Raw genomic sequence first — 20,497 nt, forward strand, 5'->3', positions numbered from 1 at the left:
CTTATTGTTTTTGTACAATCGGAATTCCGAAATAAAACTCAAGTATTTTGGTTCTGAAAATATAATCGTATTTGGTGCGCAACACTTCAGACTGCGCTGTAACATATAAGGTTTGCGTTTGATTGAAATCGAAAACATTCATTAAGCCTACCTCATAACGGTCTTTTGCATAATTGAAGGCCTTTTCGCGGGATTCTAAAGTAGAAACCGCTGCTTCATAAGACTTCAAAGCACCTTTAGTATCAGTATATGCGGTGTAAACCGTTCTCTCTAAGTCCAATCCCTTTTGCTCTAAATTGATTTTGGATCGCTCCAACGCCACTTTAGAACGAGAAACATTATTTCGAGCTGAAAAACCATTCAAAATAGGAATATTTAGAGACAATCCAAAATTATGACCTTTATTATTACTTAGCTGATCAAAGAATGGCAATGCCTTTCCCATTATTGGCTGACCAGTAGCAAAATCATAATCTACAACTCGATCTGCATAAGCAACTCGAGAATTGAAACTATAGAATCCAGTCAATGAAGGCTGATACGCACCTCGTGCAATTTTTAAATCTTTTTCTGCCATAGACACACTAGTCTGAGCCAATTTAATATCAGTACGGGTTTCTTTCGCTTTTTCAAAAATTGCATTAGGTTCCTGCATTAATATACTGCTTTCCTGAACCGGAATGGAACTGTCTGCAATATCAAATTCCTGAAAATTATCCAATTGCAGTAACTGCGCTAAACTCAATTTTGAAATCAAAAGCGCATTTTCAGCAGCAATCAACCTTTGATTATCGGTTGCAACAGTTGCTTTAACGTCTAACAAATCTCCCTTAGGAACCACCCCTGCATCAACCAATTCCTGGCTACGTTCCAATTGTTTAGTATCATAAGCCAATTGTTCCTGCTGTACCTTCAAGTTCTCTTTATTAAAGATAATCTGCAAATAAGCATTCACTACATTAAGCGAAACATCCTCCTGCATTTTTGTCAATTGGTATTGTGAAGAGACCATAGACAAATTAGCCTTACGAAGCTGGTTTTGATTCTGCAAACCTTTGTAAATATCAATACCCGCATTGATTCCCATTGAGGTATATTGCGTGGTTGCTGTGTTGGTTTGGTTGGTTACCGGATTGATATTCAATCCAATATTCCAGGAATGTTGTGCCTGACCATTAATCGAAGGCAAAAAATTCCCGTAGGCATCTCTTTTAGAAATTTGGGAAAGCTGATTATCCAACTCGGTGTTCTTAATAGAGATGTTTTTTTCCATTGCATAGTTTACACATTCCTCCAGTGTCCATTTTTTTGATTGGGCATTAGAAGGCAAGGCAGTCAGTAGCAATCCGAAAAATAAAATTTTAATTTTTTTTGTCCTTTTCATAGTATTCTTTTGGAAAAGAGAGTCACAAAGATATCATTTTTGAGAGGAATCTCTTATTCTTAAAAACCATAAGACGCATTTCTTTATAAAACGTTACAGCCTGCATGAAATAAAAATTTTACATTTACATCGATTTTTAGTATTTTTTTCATGAAAACCTTTCTTTCCCTTGTTGTTATAATCGGAGCAATCGTTTTGTTTGCAAGTTGCTCGTCTTCCAAAAAAATTGAAGCCCTCAAACCTGCCCCGAGTGACGCTACACCAACGGTCTACAAAACCACAACTTCTTACATCAACATGCCGGTAGAAGTGCCTATTAAGGAAATTGAAACGCAATTAAATAAAGCACTTACGGCTTTGATCTACAACGACAGTATTATTGAAGACGACAAAACCGAGATGAAAATCTGGAAACAGGCACCCATCAAATTAATTGAAAAAGACGGGAAAATACAGTCGCAACTTCCGATGAAAATTTGGATTCGCGTAAAATACGGAACCGAATATCTGGGACTTAACGACATGAAAGACATCAACCTTAACGGAACCATTACTTTGCTAAGTGATGCCAAGCTTTCAAATTGGAAATTAACCACAAATTCCATAATTGAAGATTTTCAATGGAGCGAAAGCCCTTCTATTGAAGTAAAAGGACGCAACATCCCAATAACGTATCTGGTTAACCCTACCCTTCGCATTTTCAAATCAAAAATTGCCAAAAAAATAGATGAAGCCATTAATAAAACTACCGATTTCAAACCTCAGGTCTTGTCGGTATTGGAAAAGTTAAGCACACCGTTTCAAACCAGCGAGCAATACGAAACCTGGTTCAAACTGATTCCTTCAGAACTTTATGTAACCGATGCTAAACTTTCCAAAAGCAACATTACTATGGATATGGGCCTGAAATGCACCATGCAAACCATCGTTGGACAACAGCCCGCGAATACTTTTAAAAAGGAAAACATTCTTTTGAAACCCGTAGCCAAAATTCCAAATAAAATTGAGGCAACCGTAGCAGCAGTTTCCACTTATGAAAGCGCCTCCCGCATCTTAACCAAAAACTTTCAGGGTCAAACCTTTGCATCCGGAAGTAGAAAAATAACGGTTCAAAAAGTAGATTTATGGCACAAAGACGGTAAAATGATCATTGCTTTAGACATGATGGGCAGTGTAACCGGAACCATTTATCTGACCGGTTATCCAAATTACAACGCTGTTACTAAGGAAATTTATTTCGACCAGATGGATTATGTCCTGAACACCAAAGGCGTGCTTACCAAAACCGCAAACTGGTTGCTTAGCGGCATGATTCTACGCAAAATACAGGAAAGCTGTCGTTACTCCATCAAAGGGAATTTAGAGGAAGGAAAGAAAAACATCCAGCCTTATTTAAGCAACTATTCTCCGATGAAAGGCGTTTTTGTAAACGGTTCGCTAAACGATTTCGAATTTGACAAAGTAGAACTTACCGACAAAGCCATTATCGCCTTTATAAAGACTTCAGGGCAGATGAGCGTAAAGATCGACGGAATGGAATAACAACAAAAAAGCAGCTTAGTTATAAGCTGCTTTTTTGTTATTTCTCTTCTTTCTTTTTACCATACTTTAATCGATAAATGGCATAACCGATAGCCCCCACAAGAATATAAGGTATTGCCATCAGATAAACGATTCCGTCGTTAACGGCTCCTGCCTGCACACCGGATTCTTCACTTTCCAACGCAGCGCGACACATAGCACACTGTGCATTGGCATCCAAAGTAAAAAAACAAAACACAAGCAACAAAAGAAAAATTGCCGTTTTATTATTCAGTTTTTTAACTCTAAACTTTATGTTTTCAGATTTAACGAACATAATACGGGGAAATCATTAGATAAACTATCACACCAGTAACCGCCACATACAACCACAATGGAAAAGTAATTTTAGCAATCTTTTTATGTCTCTCGAAGCTTTTAGAAATTGCACGAACATAAGTAATGAGCACAAAAGGGATAATCACAATGGAAAGCAGAATATGTGATAAAAGAATAACCAAATAAAGCAATCGCATTCCTCCGATAGCAGTTGCTTCATCTGCATCCAGAATACCATTGTGATTAACATCTCCAAAAACCGTTGAATCTGCAGTCATGTGATACGCCACATACATTCCCAAAAAGGCCACAGAACACGCAATTGCAACTTTAATAAGCAACTCGTGCTGCTTTCTTTTTCCAGCTTTAATCGACCATACAGCTGCAATCAATAAAACTGCAGTGATTCCGTTAATTGTGGCGTAAATTGGCGGCAGAAACGACAACGGCTCTACGTCATAACCAAGTTTTCTCAAATTAACACCAAATAACAATGCCACCACTAAAGGAATGGCAACCGACAATACGACAATCCACTTATTGTATTTCTGTTCAACTGAATGTTCCATTTATTCTTCCAATAATTTTTTAATATCTTCTTTTAACATATCGATTCCCGGCTGCTCCAATCCATCATAGTACAAGATCGGATTATCAAAAGCATCTCTTCTACACCTAATATTTCCTTCTTTATCCACCAAGGCAAACATTCCGGAATGCTCAAAACCACCATTTACATTTTTATTTTCACCCGCATAAAGATTGAACCCCGTTTGGGCCAGCTTAAAAATATAAGCTTTGTCACCCGTCAAAAAGTGCCAGTTGTAATGTTTTGCTCCCAATAATTCAGCATGCTTTTTCAAATGCTCAGGTGTATCATTTGCAGGATCAATGGTGATGGAAGCAATACCAAAATCGGGTTTGCCATAAAATTCCTTTTGCAATTGCAACATATTTTGGTTCATTTTTGGACAAATGGTTGGACAGCTGGAAAAGAAAAACTCTACCACATAAACCTTTCCCAAATAATCTTTATCCGAAATTTTTTTATTGTTCTGATCCGTGAGTTCAAACTTAGGAACAGGTCCAACCGTATGCAAATCGGATTTTTGAAACTTGGAAACGATTTTCGGAACGGCCCATATCCCAAAAATCAAAACGATAAAGGAGATTCCTATATAGGATTTATTTTTCATTGAATTAAATTTTTCGTTTGTTGTTTCGTTTCAAGGCAAGGCGGTATTCCGCCAGAATGATTTTTACATCATCGGCCATTTCGTTGTGAAGATCGGCTGCAGAAATCGTATTATAGCCTTCTTTGTACTCCTCTTCTCCTTTTTTGTTTTTACCTTTTCGTCCGCGGAGATTTCGATCTTTATCAATGATGAACACATTAGAAGTTGCCAGGTTCCCATTTAACCCGCCCACTAAATTCAATTTCGAATAATATGTTTTTATTTCTTCGGGTGAAGCAAACACATAATGCCAATGCGACAGATCAGAAACCGCGCCCAATTCAGCAGTTATTTGATTTGCTTCTTTTTCAGTTCCGGTCGGTACAATCATCACTACTTGAAAATCTGAAAAATCTTTATTTTTATTATAGATTTTCTGATCCAAATTAAAAGCATTCCCTTTCTCACGCAAAAGCTCATAGCCCGGAAACCCCAAAATGGTAATTTTTTCCTGAAGCTTTATTGACTCTCCTTCTGCAGTTTTAAAATTAACAAGCTCCGGAACATTCGGAGTTACCGTTGGTAAGGTCACAAAATTGTTAACCCCGGAAGCAAAAAAAAGATACGCACAAATGGGTAGCGCAAACAAAACGGTTAATACAATATATTTTTTCATCACATTCAAATTCTTTCGGGTACAAAAATAAAAAAAGGCACGCTAATGCGTGCCTTTTTAATCGTTAAATATATTATTAAAATATCCACTTATAGTGTGATGTTTTAAATACATCGTAAACATAATTTCCTTCAACTAGTAAAATGAACACTAAATAAAGGATAAGGAACACAAGTGGCCCGACAATAGACCATCTTAAGTTACTTTTCTCTCCCTCTAAGTGCATGAAAGCCCACATGATGTAGTATGCTTTAACCACCGTTAAGATGATGAAGATCCAGTTTAATAAATTCATTGACAAAAGATTTGTCATGTATAAGGAATGAGGTCTTACAATACCTAAAGCTACCTCTACAATTGTAACTACAGAAAGGAATGCAAATACGCCCCAAATTCTTTTTACGTTAGATTCGTGTGAATGTCCCATTTTTAAATCTTTTGAAAATTAAACTAAATAGAAGAATGTAAATACGAACACCCATACTAAATCTACAAAGTGCCAGTACAATCCAACTTTTTCTACCATCTCATAACTTCTTCTCTTCTCGTATGTCCCAACAATAACATTTAGGAAAATGATGATATTAATAATAATACCTGAGAATACGTGGAATCCGTGGAAACCAGTAATAAAGAAGAAGAAGTTTGCAAACAATTTATGTCCGTATTCGTTGCGGTACATGTTTGCACCTTCAACAACCAATTTCGCTTCTTTAAGACGCTCTAAAGACTGCTCTCTTGATAAAACTGTTTTCTTTTTATCTTTAGTAATTACCTCAGTTCTTACTAAAATATCAGGATTAGCTTTGAAACCTTCAACAACTTCCTCTACTGAATAAGTAGGAACTGTCTCACCGCTCACAAACCAAACTCCTGTATTTTTTTCTTTTTGAATTCTCTCTTTAGGCAATACCTTAGCAAAATCAGCTAAAGCTACACGCTCACCTTCTCTGTTTACAAACTGAAGCATAGAACCACCTCTTGTTTCAATAGCTCCGTGAGAACCCTGAATGAAGTTTTTCCATTCCCAAGCCTGCGACCCAACGAAGATCAAACCTCCAACGATAGTCAGAAGCATGTAAACCGCAACTTTTGTTTTTTGTAATTTATGACCTGCATCTACGGCTAAAACCATGGTTACAGAAGAGAAAATTAAGACGAATGTCATTAAAGCCACATAATACATTGGCGCATCAACACCGTGTAAAAAAGGAAAGTGAGTAAACACTTCGTCGGCAATTGGCCAAGTTTCAATGAATTTAAATCTTGAAAAACCGTAAGCAGCAATAAATCCTGAAAAGGTTAAAGCATCTGATACGATGAAAAACCACATCATCATTTTGCCATAACTTGCTCCCATTGGCTCGTTTCCGCCATCCCAAGTTTTTCCGTTAGTAGCTGTTGTAGTAACTGTCGCTCCCATTGTAAAGTTATTTGTTAAAAAGTTCCCAAATTTACATTTTTTTTCTATTTGTAGAAATAGAAAAATAAAAACAAGTAGACCCAAAGAAAATCAAGAAAGTGCCAAAACATCGCACCAAGCTCAATACCAAGGGTTTGACCCGAATTGTATTTTTGTTTAAAATGATTATAAATTATAATTAAAAGTGCGATTAGCCCCCCAAAAAGGTGCGCCAAGTGCACAATTACCACCACATAAAGAAAAGAAGTTGTGATTGTACTCTCGCTTCCAGTGAAGAAATAACCTGCTTCAATTACCTGACTAAAACCTTCAAATTGCAGCACCACAAAACCAACCCCTAAAACCAATGTTCCCAAAAGATATAACGTGGTAGCTTTATGCTTGTCATTCTGAATCGATTTTTTTGCCAAATGAAAGGTAAGACTGCTCAACAACATCACTACCGTACTCCCAATAAAAGCAGAAGGCAACACAAAGTCGTTCAACCAATCCGGTCGTGATTTACTGATTACATAAGCACTGGTCAAACCGGCAAAAACCATCACTATACTGATCATTGCGAACCATAGCAGCATTTTATAGCTTCTGGCTTTTCGCTCCTGATGCTCCTGAATTGTCATTTCCATATTCTATCGTAAAAATTTATCTGCAACATATATTACCTGCAACAACGAGATGTAAGATACACTTACCAACATCAGGGTTTTTGCTGTTTTTTCATCCATTTTCCTGTACAGCTTTATTGCAAAATACAACATCCAAAGCCCAAGAAGCAACACCAAAGCAGCCGCAACATAGCTCAATTTCAATTCTCCTGTAAATCCGATTACCGGAATTAAGGAAGCTATAATCAGCCAAATCGTATACAAAATGGTTTGCAAAGCAGTTTTCTTGTCTTGTTTCCCGGTAGGCAACATAAAAAAACCGGCTTTTTCATAATCTTTATACAAAAACCAACCAATTGCCCAAAAATGAGGGAATTGCCAGAAAAACTGAATCAAAAACAAGGTTCCTGCTTCGATACCAAAGTGATTGGTCGCCGCTACCCACCCCAACATAAAAGGGATCGCGCCCGGAAAGGCACCAACAAAAACCGAAAGCGGCGTCAAGGTTTTCAAAGGAGTATAAACACAGGTATAAAGAAAGATCGATATTGCACCGAACATTGCTGTTTTAGGGTTGATTGAATACAAAATAGACAATCCAAGCAAGGTAAGCACAACTCCTAAAACAAAGGCATTTTGCTTAGAAATTCTACCCGAAGGTAAAGGACGATTTTTAGTTCTGTCCATTAACGCATCCAAATCAATTTCTATAATTTGGTTAAAAACATTGGAAGCCCCAACCATACAGTAACCGCCAATTCCCAAAAGCAAAAAAGTTACCCAATCAAAGGGAAACTCCTCAGAAATTCCTAAAAGATAACCCACAATTGAAGAAAACACAACACTAACAGCCAATCCAGCCTTAGTGATTTCTTTAAAATCCGTAAAAAGCGTTACTATTGAAAAGGATTTTTCGGAAGTATTCAAAATGGTTTTCATTTATCTTTTTAAGTGGCGCAAATATACTTCAAAAAATAGATTTTCTCAAAAGCAACCACTTAAAATGAAGCCCGCAAGCAATATTTAACAAAAAAGGCAGGCTTTCGCCCACCTTTTCTTATTTTTCCAAGATCACTTTCAAATCATTTAACCCTGTTTCAAGCGCTCCGCCTATTTCTTTGTTCATATCAAAAGTCAGCATCATCAGATTCATCGGATAATCCATATGCCCTTTAAAACCCCAGCGCACAATAGTTTGATTGGCCGGATTCGAAGATAAAGGCTCTGTAGTAAAAAAAGCTTTGTCCTCAGCTTCAAACGGCTCTTTAAAATGCAATTTCATGTCGATGCGGTCCATCTCGGCAATTTTCACAATTTCCTGTTCTCCTTTACCAACTTCAGGATTGGTACTTTCCCAGGCATACACAAAACCAACTTCGCCGTCAGTTCCTTTGTACTCTTTTTTCATTTGAGGATCTTTTCGGTTCCAAACACTAAAATGATCCTGATTTTTGACCAATTTAATGTAACTGAACACTTCGGCCTCAGGTTTATTAATGATCACCTCTCTCTCAACAGCAAAATCTTTCTTGACAAACAAACCGGCGATTAACAGAATCCCGATAACCGCAACAATAAATAAAAGTAATTTTTTTAAAATTCCCATAGATTCGTTTTTTAAAAAGTTAACGCTTAAATATAGGAATTAATTTTCAAATTTTACTTAAAAATCATAATACCAGTTAAATAAGTCGGAACGCAATCCAATTGAAAACCATGTGGTATTCGATTTAATCGTAGTTGCTGTCTCTTTAGTTGGGTCGAAATTTCTGAAAATTAAATTCCCAAACACCTTAAGATTCATGGTTGGATTTACGGTATAACCGGCCATCAAATCAGCTACCATAATATTGGTTTTATTTCCCTGAGCGATTTTCACCCCACTGTCTGCATAACGTTCATCTTCATAATTACGATAAATATCTCCACCATAGTTTGTTCCGGGTCCGGCACTTTCATAATCAAAACCTTTTATCCCGTAAACCAATTTTGCCTCTGCAAACCAGCGCTGTTTGTAAAAACGACCAATTGCAACGACCTCTCTGAAATTAGCTCCCCATAAGTGCCCCATACTTTGGTTGTTATGACCATAATTTGTTACGATACTACTGTGAGAATACACATAAGGACGAACATGATTGTATTCCATCTGAAGCATCAGGTTTTTTACATTGAACGCATCATAGTACTTCCCCCCTAACTGATATCCAAATTTATTTTTCCAGCTTTGCCCGCTTCCTGTCATATCACCCAAAGAAAATTCATCCAGTAAAAACTGACCGTATAGATTCACTTTACTGTTCCATTTGTACTTGGAAGTTAAACCCAAAGTAGCATTACCACTTCGCGATGAAGAAGAAAACTCTACAGATCTGTAAAAAATGATCGGATTGACAAAATTCAAATCAAAACCTCTATCGTTAGTGTTGGTCCAGATTACCGATTCAAAAAAACCAACATTCAAGCGCTTAGAAGCATTCCAACTCAAATAGTGATTGGCCATATACTTTGTGGCATAGGTTTTATCAACGGTAACCGCATCACGAACATCCTTGAGCCACATATAGGTATTGGTATATTTTATTTTCCAGAATGTGGTATTGATTTTAAAGAAAGGATACGGGCTGGCGACATCACTGGTTAAAAGCGAACGATAACCATCTCCAATAAAATTCCTTCCGTAACCTAACTGAAGATTAATCATATCACTAGGCTTGTAAGTGATGTTTGCTTCGGCAGAAGGAAAATCGAAAGCGTCTTTCTTAAATTCTTTTGCAATTCCAACACCAGGAATAATTGCCGGATTTCCTCCCGAAGGACGAATCGAACGTGCATAATCATTATAGTAACCCGCAAATCGGCCTTGGCTTTCAAAAATCGAAGTAGAAAAAAACAATTCTTTCCCTAAAGCTCCTTGAATCTGAATTCCTCGGGTGTTTACAAATGTATTGTCTACATCATCACGGTCAAAATCTTTTCCTAGGCGAAAATCAAAAATAGGATTCATCGTAAACCAATACTGTTCGCCCTGAATCGCCACCAGATTTTCATTCCAAAGCTTTCTTCCCCACCAGGACTGAACCGGTTTCATGTTTTGTTGGTAAACCGCATTCAAATCATAATACTTAGAAACTTCAGCATACGAATAAGGCTTAGAAGCTGTGTGATTGTTACTCCCTACCACATTTAGTGCCGCATCAAAAATTCCGTAGTTGTTGTGCGTAAAAGGCAAATTCAGATAACTCTTAAACTGAGGGTTATTGAATTTTTTGTAAACGATGGTTTCGTACTCCTTTGATTCGGTATTAGGATCAATCGTTTTTTCTTTTTTATTACGAACATCCTCCACAATTGCTTCAGCACCAAATGGAGAAGGCTTAACCAAAGGAATCGCAATTTTTATAGAATACCTAGCATAAGTAGGTTTCCCAGCATATTTTGCAGGCTCCACTTTAGGAAGTATTGAAAAGACACGTTTGGTTTCATCAACCAAACTCTTCTCGGCTGCATCTGCATAAAGCACTTTAAAAGTACCCGTAGTATCCACCTCAAAAAGTGCAATAATACTTCCTTTGTAATTTTTTGCTTTTACCTCTTCCGGGCAATTGAACTTTTCAAAAACAAAATTTTGAAGGGTATTATAAAAACAAGCTTCCTGTTGTTCTGCTCTACTAGAAGCACATTCCGGAAACAAAGGAAATTGTTCCCTTTGACCGGTTTGGGCCGAAAGGGTTTGAAAAAAACCTAAAACAAGAAGTAATCGTAAAAAATTGTTCATTTAACCGAAATAAAATTAGTATTCGTTTTTTGCAGTTCCACCATCTGCTATAGCTTTAGCCGACGATGTCCCGATTCGTTTTACACCCAGCTGAATCATTTCAACCGCTTCCTCATAGGTTCTAACACCTCCGGCAGCTTTAACCGGCAATGGAAAAGAATTTTCAACCATTAGTTTTATAGCAGCAACAGTGGCTCCGTTGGGCAAACCTCCTTCAGTTTTATAAAAACCGGTTGATGATTTGACAAAAACCGATTCGTAGTGCGATTCTTTAAAATGTGCCAAAACAACATTTTTAATTAAAGCCGATAACTGAACGATTTGATGCTCGTTTAAGGCCGCGACTTCAATAATCCATTTTACTATTTTATGATGTTCAAGCCCCAAACGTGTTCCTTCAAAAACTTGTTTTTTCACCAAATCGGTTTGACCACTTATGAATGCTTGGTAATCTATCACAAAATCCAAATCATCTGCTCCATCCTTAATAGCCTGATTAGCTTCTTTAAGCTTATCTTCAAGAAGGCCATTACCCTCCGGAAAATCAATAACGGTTCCAATGGTTACTTTAGAGTGCACATTGGAAATCATTTCCTTAGCCATTGCCACCATATCGGGACGAATCATTATGAGTTTGAAGCGCTCGTCAATAGCTTCCTGAACAAAATTTATCACCACCTCCCGGTTCTCAGCTTTGGTCAATCCTGCCTGAGAAGCTGTTTTCAAATAAGTCGAATCTAAATACTGTCTAATATCCATGCGCTAAAAATAAAAAAATCCCACCGAAGTGGGATCATTATTTGCTTTTATTTTATTCATTGAAGCTTTTCGCTTTTCGGTAACGTTCTACCATTACAATCGTTATAATAGCCAATGCGCTCCCGGTGAGGTTCGCTAAAACGTCTTTAAAATCTGCGTGACGGTTCTGCGTAAAAAGTTCTTGACAAACTTCAATCAGGCATCCGTAAAAAAGAGCAGACAAAAAAACCCACATTAACTTTTGAATCCTTGTCCTTTCATGGAATTTTCTGGAAACAAATCGGAACCACAAAACAGTAAAGACAAAGTAGAAAAAAGCATGAATCAGCTTATCTTTTGCAAATAAGGGAACACTCGGAATTTTACTTGCGCTCACAAAACAGGCAATTGCAATTAAAATCGTCCAGAGAAATGCCGTTACAAAAGGCTTTTTATGCTCCAATTAATTCTTTGTAAGCGTCTGCAGACAATAAAGAATCCACTTCCGATCTATCAGAAATTTTAACTTTTACCATCCAACCTTTACCATAAGCATCAGAATTTACAGCCTCAGGAGTAGTTTCCAATTCTTCATTGAACTCAATAATCTCCCCTGAAAGAGGTAAAAACAAATCTGAAACCGTTTTAACCGCTTCCACAGTTCCGAAAACTTCATCTTTAGCCAAGGTCTGGTCTAAAGTTTCCACTTCTACATAAACGATGTCCCCTAATTCTTTTTGTGCAAAATCAGTAATTCCTACTGTTGCAATATTGCCTTCAAGGCTAACCCATTCGTGATCTTTTGTGTACTTTAAATTCGCTGGTATATTCATTGTGTTTATTTTTTTGACAAATGTAATTTATTCGAGTTAACTATAAAACGATTTCTTTGTTAATTTCCGAAGTTATAACGTAAGGTAAACCCTGATCGGATATTGGTAATCGGGAATGTTGTTGAAATAACTGCTTTAGAGAACGAATGGTCATAATAAAAAATCGCGGTAAGGTTCTTACTGAAGGCATAATCCGCCGTGAATTTAACAGACCATATATTCTGACCTCCCGCAAGCTGGTTGTTATCATAATCCAAATACCTTACAATGGTTTTATTATTTCTGAAAGACACATCGGCTTTTAAATTCAAATCGCTCTTAATTACCCCGCTTGCATCCTCGGCCAAAACAGTGCTGATAATTACATCTTTGAAACGGTAACCCATCCCTAAAATATATTCGTTTCCTTTTACTTCGGTTAACAAACTGTTATCAAAACTAAGGGATAAAGCCCTGTCCTTTTTCATTTCAGCCAAAATCTTGAAAGAATTTTTCATCTCAAAATCCATGCGAACCAAAGGATTAAATTGCTCTACAAGGTTAATGTTGGCAATAATTCTTGAAGGAGTAAAATTCCCAAAACCATTGTTATCACGACCTCCCGGATTTTTATCGTATTCAAAATTAGAACGGAATGAGTTAATGGTATAAGACGAACGGTATCCATGTTGTAACGAGAAACGCTTAAAAGTATCTTTAAACCATTGATAACGCATCAGTCCGGTATACTTAACGTTCCAGTTTGGAATTGGTATGTCTCTGAAGGTTGACAACGATATTTTAGAAGCCGACTCCCCTTCCGGTCTGCTAACAACTCCGGTATAAGCAGAAAGGAACGACGGAATCATAACCGCCTGACTGCTCTTTCCAAAACCGATAGGATAATCTTTGTTTGCAACATAGAATCCGTAACTTGGATCGGTTGGTGCCGGAATCGGGTTACTTGCATCACCATATCTTGGAATATTTGGCCCGTAATATGCCTCAGCCAATCGGTTGGCAATAATCATTCTGTTCTCAACAAAATCAGAGAACGGAGATGATTTTACTTCATCACTTTGTTTGAAAGCCGTTTTCAACATTACCGTAGAAATGGAGAAATTACCAAAATCGTAAGGAGAATGTGCATTGTATTGTCCGTCTGCCGATACGTCAAATTGTTCCGAGAAATTCTGACTCATATTTCTATCCGCATTAATATCTACTTTGAAATCCGGGAATAACTCCAACTGACCCGTTACATTCAACTGTTTGGTTTTAATCTGAGTAAAACTCTGATTGAATTCCGGATAATAGGTTAACCAACCGTTTTTGGCTGCTTCGTAACGCACATCGTCCTGACTTCCCAAAACGAAACCAACCGTTGGCTTGCTTGTTCCTAAAAACCCAACTCTAGGTAAATAACCCGGAAGCATTGTTCCTTCGTTTAAGGTATAATTAATCTGTAACGTTTTCAAACTCGTTGCCAAACCAATTAAACGCTGGGCTACCAGACTTCTTTCGTTCTCAGTTTCGACTGTTTTGGAAGGAAGTTTTTGTCCCGGTTTAGGTGCTGCCGGTTTGGTAGTACTCTTTGTCGTTGTTTTCTTTTTGGCCGTTAAACCTACATACTTGTACAACGCATCCATATTGAAGGTTGTGTTGAGTTTATGCATTCCTGAATTCTGAATGGTGTTCCCTAAAGAATACGTCACATCGTCTTTAACAATTGAGGACATCGCATCAGAAGAACGCTGCCAGCTGTAATTACTGGTATATGAGTAGACCGGTTTGATGAAACTAAGCGCCGGAATTTTATTGATTGGCACATCATAGTTTACCACCAATTGCTGGTTGTGAAGGTTTGATTCTCCAATATTGAAATAATCATCCCAAATGGTAAGATTGTCGATAGGACGTTTGTTTTCATCGAAATAATTACGCACAATATTATTTGTGGTTACCGTATAATTAAAACGTAGTGATTTAGTAAGGTTAAAATTAACCCCATAATTATAATTAAAAAGATAGTTTCTTCGGTACAACGGATCCAAACCAATACCTTCCACTTCTACCTGTCGGAACTGCTGACGGTTGTATTGTCTTAAAACATTGGATGAAAACGAAATATTTGTTGGCAAATAATTAAAATTGAAATCACTTAACAATTTCCAATAGCTGCTTTTTTTCATGAATTTCGTATTCTTGAAAGGCTCTACCGCTTTGTTTTTGAAGGAGTAGGCATAATCGGCTGAAGATCTCACCTGCTGATCAACAAGATTCTCAATTTGAAAATCGTGGTGTTGCATTTCATTAAACGAATGCGAAAGCGTTAAATTTTCAGGATCATAGAAATGCTGTTTTTGTTCCGGAGCTCGTTCCTTTTTAACCCCAATAAAATTGATGCTGGTGCGTTTGGTATAATCGATTGCTCGGTTTTCAATATTTTTCTTTTCTGCCTCGTTTGAAGTTACATCCAAAAGCTGTTTCAATTCAATATCCTGATAGAACGGATCGTATTTAGGAGTAACGGTTTCTTCACCAACTCCATAATTGAACGGCAGGGTTATACCCCATTTTTTTGGCAAAAGTTTCCCCAGATTAACATTGGAAACCACATTGTACTGGAATACATCTTCACGGCTACGTTCGTTAGGACCTTCTTCCAAACCTCCAAATCCTATGGTAGATTTTCTTCCGGAAGCAGAAACATTAGCAAAATCTGCAAAATTGGTATCCATACTGGCTACAGCTGCCCAACCGCCCTTGTTGTCCATATCAGACATACGAAGTTCATTAAACCACACTTCCCCGCGAATCGGACGACCGGTAGTTTTGTTCTTTAATCCCAACATGATGGTTCGAACCAAACCAAAGTTCGGATTACCTTTAATACCAATGGTTAATTTATTTGCAGAAGAACCCAAAGCACTTTCATTCAGATAAATAATTCCTAGTGGATCCGCCGGTGGAAGTCCCGGATCGTTCTGCAGCGCTTTAATTTTTAACGTTTTCAATAAATCCAGAGAAAGTTCTATTTCGTTTTCAGCCGGCCAAACCTCTTCAGCAGAATACGCCAATGAATTATTGGTGTTTTTTTGCTGAGTTACTTTCAGTGGAAGCTCTACCTGATAGAAATTTTGTGTAAAATCATTACCAAAACGAATGAAGGCCACCATTTCATCATTCACTATTGGCATGTTGTCCGGGTTGGGACCATATACCGGAAGTGATTCGGCATGCATAAACATTCGCATTTTCTTGAACTGGCGCATATCCACACTAACATTTTTGAAAACCGCTCTGGAATCATCGGCTTCCAAACCACCTGAGGTGTCTGTTGGAATACCGTTTTTCGTGTATACTTTTAAGGAAAGTGACTGCTCATTTTGGTTAATAATCGAATTGTTATTATTCAATTGTTCACGCTGAACCCCTGGAGGCATTACATAAGGAATCGGACTACGACTAGAATTTTCCTGAATATTTAATGACGTCACATCAAAACCTGTATTATCATCTAACGGATCGTCCTGATTTGGTTGTAATGAAGAGGTAACTCTGCGCCATTCTCCTCGAACCAAATCCAAAGAACCGAAGCGTAAAGTAACCTCCTCCTGAAATCCGGACAGAAACATACGCATAAAACGAATCGAACGGAAATCGGAAATCGGCCCCTCTTTAAAGGCATCCGAATTAGCTGCCTCAAGCACAGGGATTTTATACAACACCCAACGCACTTTTGTAGTCCCGTTACTAATTGGCACCGCATCATTAACTCTAATGTCAACCACATTATTCAAACCAATGGTAGGATTTGGCTTAATATCAATGTTAAATTTATAATAAGCATTGATGGTGTTCATCGTGTTATCACGATTAATATCTTCCACATCCGGTAAGGTTGTTGCTCCTCTATTGGTATCGGACAAACTTATTGGTGAATTTCTTTCAGTACCGTTATAATTTCTATAACGTTCAATTACATTTCCGCTGGCACTTAAATAGTACTGATAGTTATCGGCTGCAGGGTCAGGATTTGCAGCAAATCCCGGAAATTTAACCGCTTCTTCCGCATCAGACAAACCATTTAACCCCACATCCTGAACTGCACGGTTTCCTTCGTTGGCATCAAAAGCATAAATTAAGGATTGCGCTGAAGGCACTTTACCCCAAGTAGTATTATATGTCGGCAGGGTTGAGCCTACTTCCGGTAATCCGTTTTCGTACAATTTTCTACCGTCTTTTAAAATATCTTCTGAAATCTCACCAAGGTTAATGGTTAATTTCCCTTCATTGGTTAAAGGAGTGGAATCGCCTGGATTTTGACCATAAAACGGGTCCATCATCCAAAACTGAACGTACTCTACATTGGCTTGTTCAAAGTTAGTAGAATTGATTGCTCTCATAATCCCCCCCAATTATCGGTTGGATTGGCCAAGGCATTAGTAGCAGGATTGGCTAAACTGCTAAAGTTATATGGCCCTCGCTCTGCTGGATAATAAGTCAAATCCAAAGTACTGACAACCGTAGACTGACCAGGAGCAATCTGAGTAATCGGATACAACTCGTCACTGTAAATTCTTCGCACACGGTTGGAGCGCAAATCTGCCTCAGAAATACCATCCGGTCTTTGGGAATCTACATAAAAAACAGGATCTACGGTATACCAAGAAAGCTTAGCTCTAAAGTCATTGTAGGTTATATCTCCTTCTGGTTTTTCACCACCGAATCCAATCGGAGCACTTGCCAAAGACCAAGATTGGGGTGAACGCATATCAATGGTGGATTGTGATCCTTCAAAATCATCTATATAAACAGTAGCCTCCCCGTTAAATTTATCATTTTTGGAAACCCCCGGCATCAAATAAGCGATTTCACCTCGGAATGATAAATTCGAAGGCACATCGGTATCTACATTTGGCAATTTGTTAACCAAACGGGTAAAAAACGGCACTTCTGTTGAATAGTTTCCGTTCAAGCCAAAAATGGTATTGTTTACTGATTCCTGCCCATAATTTGATTTCTGGGTAAACGGCTTTTCCGACATGCGTAAAAAAGTACCTCCTACCTGGAATTTATCATTGAACTTATGTTCCACATTCAAACCGTAAAAACGCCTGGTTTGCTGGCCGAATACAGAATTATTCTCCAAAGAAACCTCAATAGGAGTATTAGAAGCTTTAAGTGACGGGTCTAAAATCTGAACACGGCCTCGTTGGTAATCTACGGTATAATCTACACCTTCTACTAAAACCCTTCCACCCGCAGTTACTACAACCGAACCCTGAGGCACATTAAAGGCTCCAATGGAAATTCCGTCTCCTCCGGTAGATTTGAATTTACCTTTTAATTGGAATTTGTTTTTTTCACTGTCCTGAAGTGCCAAAGCCTGCGTTTTCTTATATAAATTTCGGAATACATATTTTGACTGGTTAGGATTATAACCCGTTAATGGTTGGTCATAATTCTCTAAAGGATTACCAGTACGTAATTTATCAAAAAGCAATTTACCAAAAGGTTCCACCGAAGTAAATATAATACGGGCATTTTGAGTATCCACCGTTAATCCCGGAATATAATCGAAGAAACCGTCTCCTCCTTCTTGCGGGTCGTTGGTATAATTTAATTTATCTAAATTGAAAACTTTAAGTAACGGTGTGCTGGTAACACCATCCGGAGAAGGAAGTGGCGGCACGATATTAATATAATTTAAAGGTGAAGGATCGGTATAGACAATATTGAATCTGAAATCCTCTTGTGACAATTGATAAGCATTAGGAATCTGATAAATGTTTTTCATCATTAAGTTCCAAACCGGCTGATCGATATTATTAAGATTACTTTTCAACATCTTCAGTACCAAACTCTGAGTAGTAGGTATTCCTGAATCAACCTGTGTTGCATCGACACCATCGGTACCGAATTCCCCAACCTGATAAACCTCGTCCCCAATAGAATACTGGTAAGCAACCGCTAAAACTTCATCATTTGCCAAACGCTGATTTAAGGAAATATATCCCAACTGCGGATGGTACGTATACTCGCTAGCTGATAATTTGCGGGCATTTTCCAATTTGGTATAATCCGTTCCTTCGGTAAAAGTACTCGTAGGTGGATTGGTAACAATATTGAAACCTGCACCAGCCATCGCAATATCTCTGATGAATGAATTCAAATTACTTCCTGCCTGACCAATTTTAAAAGGATCAAATCCATTGTTTGCATTATCTGCCGGAGCATCAAGAGCAACCGTCGAACTGACAAAGCTTGTATTCAACGCCAAATCCACTCCAATCATTTGCGAATCTGAAACAGTCGCCGACTTTGCTTCCCCTAAATCCTGAATTGCAACTATGTTTCTAAGGTTGTTATCATTGGCAGTAATACGATTTTGCTTGTTGGTAATCCAGACCTCGATACGGGTAATTTGAACCCTGCTACTAATGAACGGATAGGTCGCTAAAGCTTGATCATACCTATTTCTGAAATATTGCGAAAGGAAGTAATGCCTGTCGTTATCATAGTCTAAGGCGAACATTTCGAAGTCCTGCAACGTACCTCCACCTTGCGCAGTTACCGATTTGGTTTGCGACTTCTGTTCCGAGAAAACCCCGGTTATGGTAGTCTTTCCGAATTGCAACTGCATCTTGGCACCGAACAAACTCTGTGCCCCACGAATCAGGGAGCTGTTTAATGGAAAACTTACGTTACCAACCTCGATTTTTCGGATGATATCGTCTTCGGTCGGCGTGTATTCTAATTTGATAAGATTCTGGAAAGCAAAAGTAGATTGCGTATCGTAATTAGCATTTACCATCAAACGCGTTCCTACTTTTCCCTGCAAACTCATACTTATACGCTGATCGAAATCAAAAGTGGTGCTTTTTCTGTTACGCGGTGAAAAGGAAGGATTGTCCTGTTTGGAAAATCGAATTCCTAAATCCATCTCAACTGAACCGGTCGGTTTTACATCGATGGTATTGCTTCCGAAAATCGATTCAAAAAAGCTGGAATTTACGTAATATCGCGGTAACAAATCTTTTTTAGCTTCTTCACTACCTTGTTTTTTTCCATCGATAGCACTCATTTTCTGTTGAAAATACTTGCGCATGGATTCGCGAAGCACCAACTCTTCGTACTCGGCAGGAGTTAGAATAATAGGATAATTGATATTGAAGCCATCAAAGGTTTTGGTATAGATGTAGCGATTGGAAGCCGGATCATAGGTATAGGCTTCCGTAATACTCTGCGGATTGGCAAGCTCAATCTGTCCTAAATCGACGCCGGTTTTTAAGGAATCTTTTTCTTCTTCATCTACCTGCGCCTGAATCGGAACAGCAAAAAACAGTACTAGTATGGCAAATAAACCAAATTTCTTTATTTTGAAAAAGTCGTTATTGTATAGCGTTTTCAAAGGACTATAAATTTTTTAAAGCTTGTTTAATAATCGTTTCCACAGTGGCATTCGGGTCATCTTTTACAATTTTATCAACCACTTTTTCGGCTGATTTTCTTGCAAAACCTAAAACTTCCAATGCAGATAACGCTTCATCTTTATTTGTATTGCTTTGTGCGAAAGAAACTTCTTCTAAATTATAGATTTTAAGCACTTTATCCTTCAAATCTAAAATGACACGCTGGGCGGTTTTGGCACCAATTCCTTTAATGGATTGAATGGTTCCTACATCACCCGAAGCAATGGATTGAATAATTTGCTGAGGCGCAATCGAGGAAAGCATCGTTCTGGCCGTACTGGCACCAACACCGGAAACGGACAACAGTAACTTGAACAATTCTCTTTCAGCCTTTTCAACAAAACCAAACAAAGTATGCGCATCTTCCTTAACCTGAAGAAAGGTATACAGTTTCAGATGTTCCGAATCGGGCAATAATGAAAAAGTGTGTAATGAAATATTAATCTGGTAGCCAACCCCGTTGCAATCAATAACCACTTCGGTAGGTGTTTTTTCCACCAATTTCCCTTGTATATGTGCGATCATACTTGTTTATTCGTTATCAAAAATAAGAAAAATCTTTTATCCT

General features: G+C 38.0%; 16 protein-coding genes and 1 pseudogene. 1 reads left to right on the plus strand and 16 read right to left on the minus strand.

The features are described from left to right. Position 1 precedes the first annotated feature (1 nt). Complete coding sequence (locus LZZ90_RS04765; protein ID WP_237789540.1) at positions 2–1,384, minus strand: TolC family protein; 1,383 nt, start codon at positions 1,382–1,384, stop codon at positions 2–4. Between the two features lie 150 nt (positions 1,385–1,534). Here LZZ90_RS04765 and LZZ90_RS04770 point away from each other — a divergent pair, with 150 nt between their 5' ends. Continuing rightward, positions 1,535–2,926, plus strand: coding sequence for a DUF4403 family protein (locus LZZ90_RS04770; protein WP_237789541.1), 1,392 nt, complete (start codon positions 1,535–1,537; stop codon positions 2,924–2,926). A gap of 37 nt (positions 2,927–2,963) precedes the next feature. Here LZZ90_RS04770 and LZZ90_RS04775 read toward each other — a convergent pair whose 3' ends face one another. The 15 genes and pseudogenes from LZZ90_RS04775 to ruvA form a co-directional block, all read right to left on the minus strand. Then, positions 2,964–3,242, minus strand: coding sequence for a hypothetical protein (locus tag LZZ90_RS04775; RefSeq protein ID WP_237789542.1), 279 nt, complete (start codon positions 3,240–3,242; stop codon positions 2,964–2,966). After that, positions 3,232–3,813: a DUF420 domain-containing protein gene (locus tag LZZ90_RS04780; RefSeq protein ID WP_237789543.1), complete on the minus strand. Its 582-nt coding sequence runs from the start codon at positions 3,811–3,813 to the stop codon at positions 3,232–3,234. Before LZZ90_RS04780 ends, LZZ90_RS04775 begins: the two co-directional genes overlap by 11 nt. Beyond that, positions 3,814–4,440, minus strand: coding sequence for an SCO family protein (locus tag LZZ90_RS04785; RefSeq protein ID WP_237789544.1), 627 nt, complete (start codon positions 4,438–4,440; stop codon positions 3,814–3,816). Positions 4,441–4,444: 4 nt separating this feature from the next. Next, a complete protein-coding gene (locus LZZ90_RS04790) occupies positions 4,445–5,095 on the minus strand; it encodes a hypothetical protein (RefSeq protein ID WP_237789545.1) in 651 nt (216 codons plus the stop codon). 76 nt (positions 5,096–5,171) lie between these two features. Continuing rightward, positions 5,172–5,522 carry a cytochrome C oxidase subunit IV family protein gene (locus LZZ90_RS04795; RefSeq protein ID WP_237789546.1) on the minus strand — a complete coding sequence of 117 codons (351 nt, stop codon included), beginning with the start codon at positions 5,520–5,522 and terminating at the stop codon, positions 5,172–5,174. A gap of 18 nt (positions 5,523–5,540) precedes the next feature. Next, positions 5,541–6,518 (minus strand): cytochrome c oxidase subunit 3, encoded by a 978-nt coding sequence (locus LZZ90_RS04800; RefSeq protein WP_237789547.1) that lies wholly within the window; start codon positions 6,516–6,518, stop codon positions 5,541–5,543. 44 nt (positions 6,519–6,562) lie between these two features. Beyond that, on the minus strand, positions 6,563–7,144 hold the full coding sequence (locus LZZ90_RS04805; RefSeq protein ID WP_237789548.1) for a cytochrome c oxidase subunit 3: 582 nt from the start codon (positions 7,142–7,144) through the stop codon (positions 6,563–6,565). A gap of 3 nt (positions 7,145–7,147) precedes the next feature. Continuing rightward, positions 7,148–8,050: a heme o synthase gene (gene cyoE, locus LZZ90_RS04810; RefSeq protein ID WP_237789710.1), complete on the minus strand. Its 903-nt coding sequence runs from the start codon at positions 8,048–8,050 to the stop codon at positions 7,148–7,150. A 130-nt stretch (positions 8,051–8,180) separates the two neighbouring features. Next, complete coding sequence (locus LZZ90_RS04815; RefSeq protein ID WP_237789549.1) at positions 8,181–8,729, minus strand: SRPBCC family protein; 549 nt, start codon at positions 8,727–8,729, stop codon at positions 8,181–8,183. A gap of 57 nt (positions 8,730–8,786) precedes the next feature. Then, positions 8,787–10,901, minus strand: a complete 2,115-nt coding sequence (locus LZZ90_RS04820; protein ID WP_237789550.1) for a gliding motility protein RemB — start codon at positions 10,899–10,901, stop codon at positions 8,787–8,789. A gap of 15 nt (positions 10,902–10,916) precedes the next feature. Further along, a complete protein-coding gene (gene deoC / locus LZZ90_RS04825) occupies positions 10,917–11,660 on the minus strand; it encodes a deoxyribose-phosphate aldolase (protein WP_237789551.1) in 744 nt (247 codons plus the stop codon). Between the two features lie 52 nt (positions 11,661–11,712). Further along, positions 11,713–12,102, minus strand: coding sequence for a VanZ family protein (locus LZZ90_RS04830; RefSeq protein WP_237789552.1), 390 nt, complete (start codon positions 12,100–12,102; stop codon positions 11,713–11,715). Beyond that, positions 12,092–12,472 carry a glycine cleavage system protein GcvH gene (gene gcvH, locus LZZ90_RS04835; protein ID WP_237789553.1) on the minus strand — a complete coding sequence of 127 codons (381 nt, stop codon included), beginning with the start codon at positions 12,470–12,472 and terminating at the stop codon, positions 12,092–12,094. The genes LZZ90_RS04830 and gcvH overlap by 11 nt, the downstream gene beginning before the upstream one ends. A gap of 59 nt (positions 12,473–12,531) precedes the next feature. After that, positions 12,532–19,835: pseudogene (gene sprA, locus LZZ90_RS04840) on the minus strand (cell surface protein SprA). 37 nt (positions 19,836–19,872) lie between these two features. Then, positions 19,873–20,454 (minus strand): Holliday junction branch migration protein RuvA, encoded by a 582-nt coding sequence (gene ruvA / locus LZZ90_RS04845; protein WP_237789554.1) that lies wholly within the window; start codon positions 20,452–20,454, stop codon positions 19,873–19,875. Positions 20,455–20,497: the final 43 nt, after the last annotated feature.

Source organism: Flavobacterium sp. SM15 (genome assembly GCF_022012335.1).
Taxonomy (GTDB): Bacteria; Bacteroidota; Bacteroidia; order Flavobacteriales; family Flavobacteriaceae; genus Flavobacterium.

What these genes read in the sequence shown, in the direction of transcription:
- LZZ90_RS04765 (WP_237789540.1), bottom strand. Translation starts at nt 1,384, where the DNA reads ATGAAAAGGACAAAAAAAATTAAAATTTTATTTTTCGGATTGCTACTG.
- LZZ90_RS04795 (WP_237789546.1), bottom strand. Translation starts at nt 5,522, where the DNA reads ATGGGACATTCACACGAATCTAACGTAAAAAGAATTTGGGGCGTATTT.
- LZZ90_RS04820 (WP_237789550.1), bottom strand. Translation starts at nt 10,901, where the DNA reads ATGAACAATTTTTTACGATTACTTCTTGTTTTAGGTTTTTTTCAAACC.
- LZZ90_RS04775 (WP_237789542.1), bottom strand. Translation starts at nt 3,242, where the DNA reads ATGTTCGTTAAATCTGAAAACATAAAGTTTAGAGTTAAAAAACTGAAT.
- LZZ90_RS04815 (WP_237789549.1), bottom strand. Translation starts at nt 8,729, where the DNA reads ATGGGAATTTTAAAAAAATTACTTTTATTTATTGTTGCGGTTATCGGG.
- deoC (WP_237789551.1), bottom strand. Translation starts at nt 11,660, where the DNA reads ATGGATATTAGACAGTATTTAGATTCGACTTATTTGAAAACAGCTTCT.
- LZZ90_RS04805 (WP_237789548.1), bottom strand. Translation starts at nt 7,144, where the DNA reads ATGGAAATGACAATTCAGGAGCATCAGGAGCGAAAAGCCAGAAGCTAT.
- gcvH (WP_237789553.1), bottom strand. Translation starts at nt 12,472, where the DNA reads ATGAATATACCAGCGAATTTAAAGTACACAAAAGATCACGAATGGGTT.
- LZZ90_RS04770 (WP_237789541.1), top strand. Translation starts at nt 1,535, where the DNA reads ATGAAAACCTTTCTTTCCCTTGTTGTTATAATCGGAGCAATCGTTTTG.
- LZZ90_RS04785 (WP_237789544.1), bottom strand. Translation starts at nt 4,440, where the DNA reads ATGAAAAATAAATCCTATATAGGAATCTCCTTTATCGTTTTGATTTTT.
- ruvA (WP_237789554.1), bottom strand. Translation starts at nt 20,454, where the DNA reads ATGATCGCACATATACAAGGGAAATTGGTGGAAAAAACACCTACCGAA.
- LZZ90_RS04790 (WP_237789545.1), bottom strand. Translation starts at nt 5,095, where the DNA reads ATGAAAAAATATATTGTATTAACCGTTTTGTTTGCGCTACCCATTTGT.
- LZZ90_RS04780 (WP_237789543.1), bottom strand. Translation starts at nt 3,813, where the DNA reads ATGGAACATTCAGTTGAACAGAAATACAATAAGTGGATTGTCGTATTG.
- LZZ90_RS04800 (WP_237789547.1), bottom strand. Translation starts at nt 6,518, where the DNA reads ATGGGAGCGACAGTTACTACAACAGCTACTAACGGAAAAACTTGGGAT.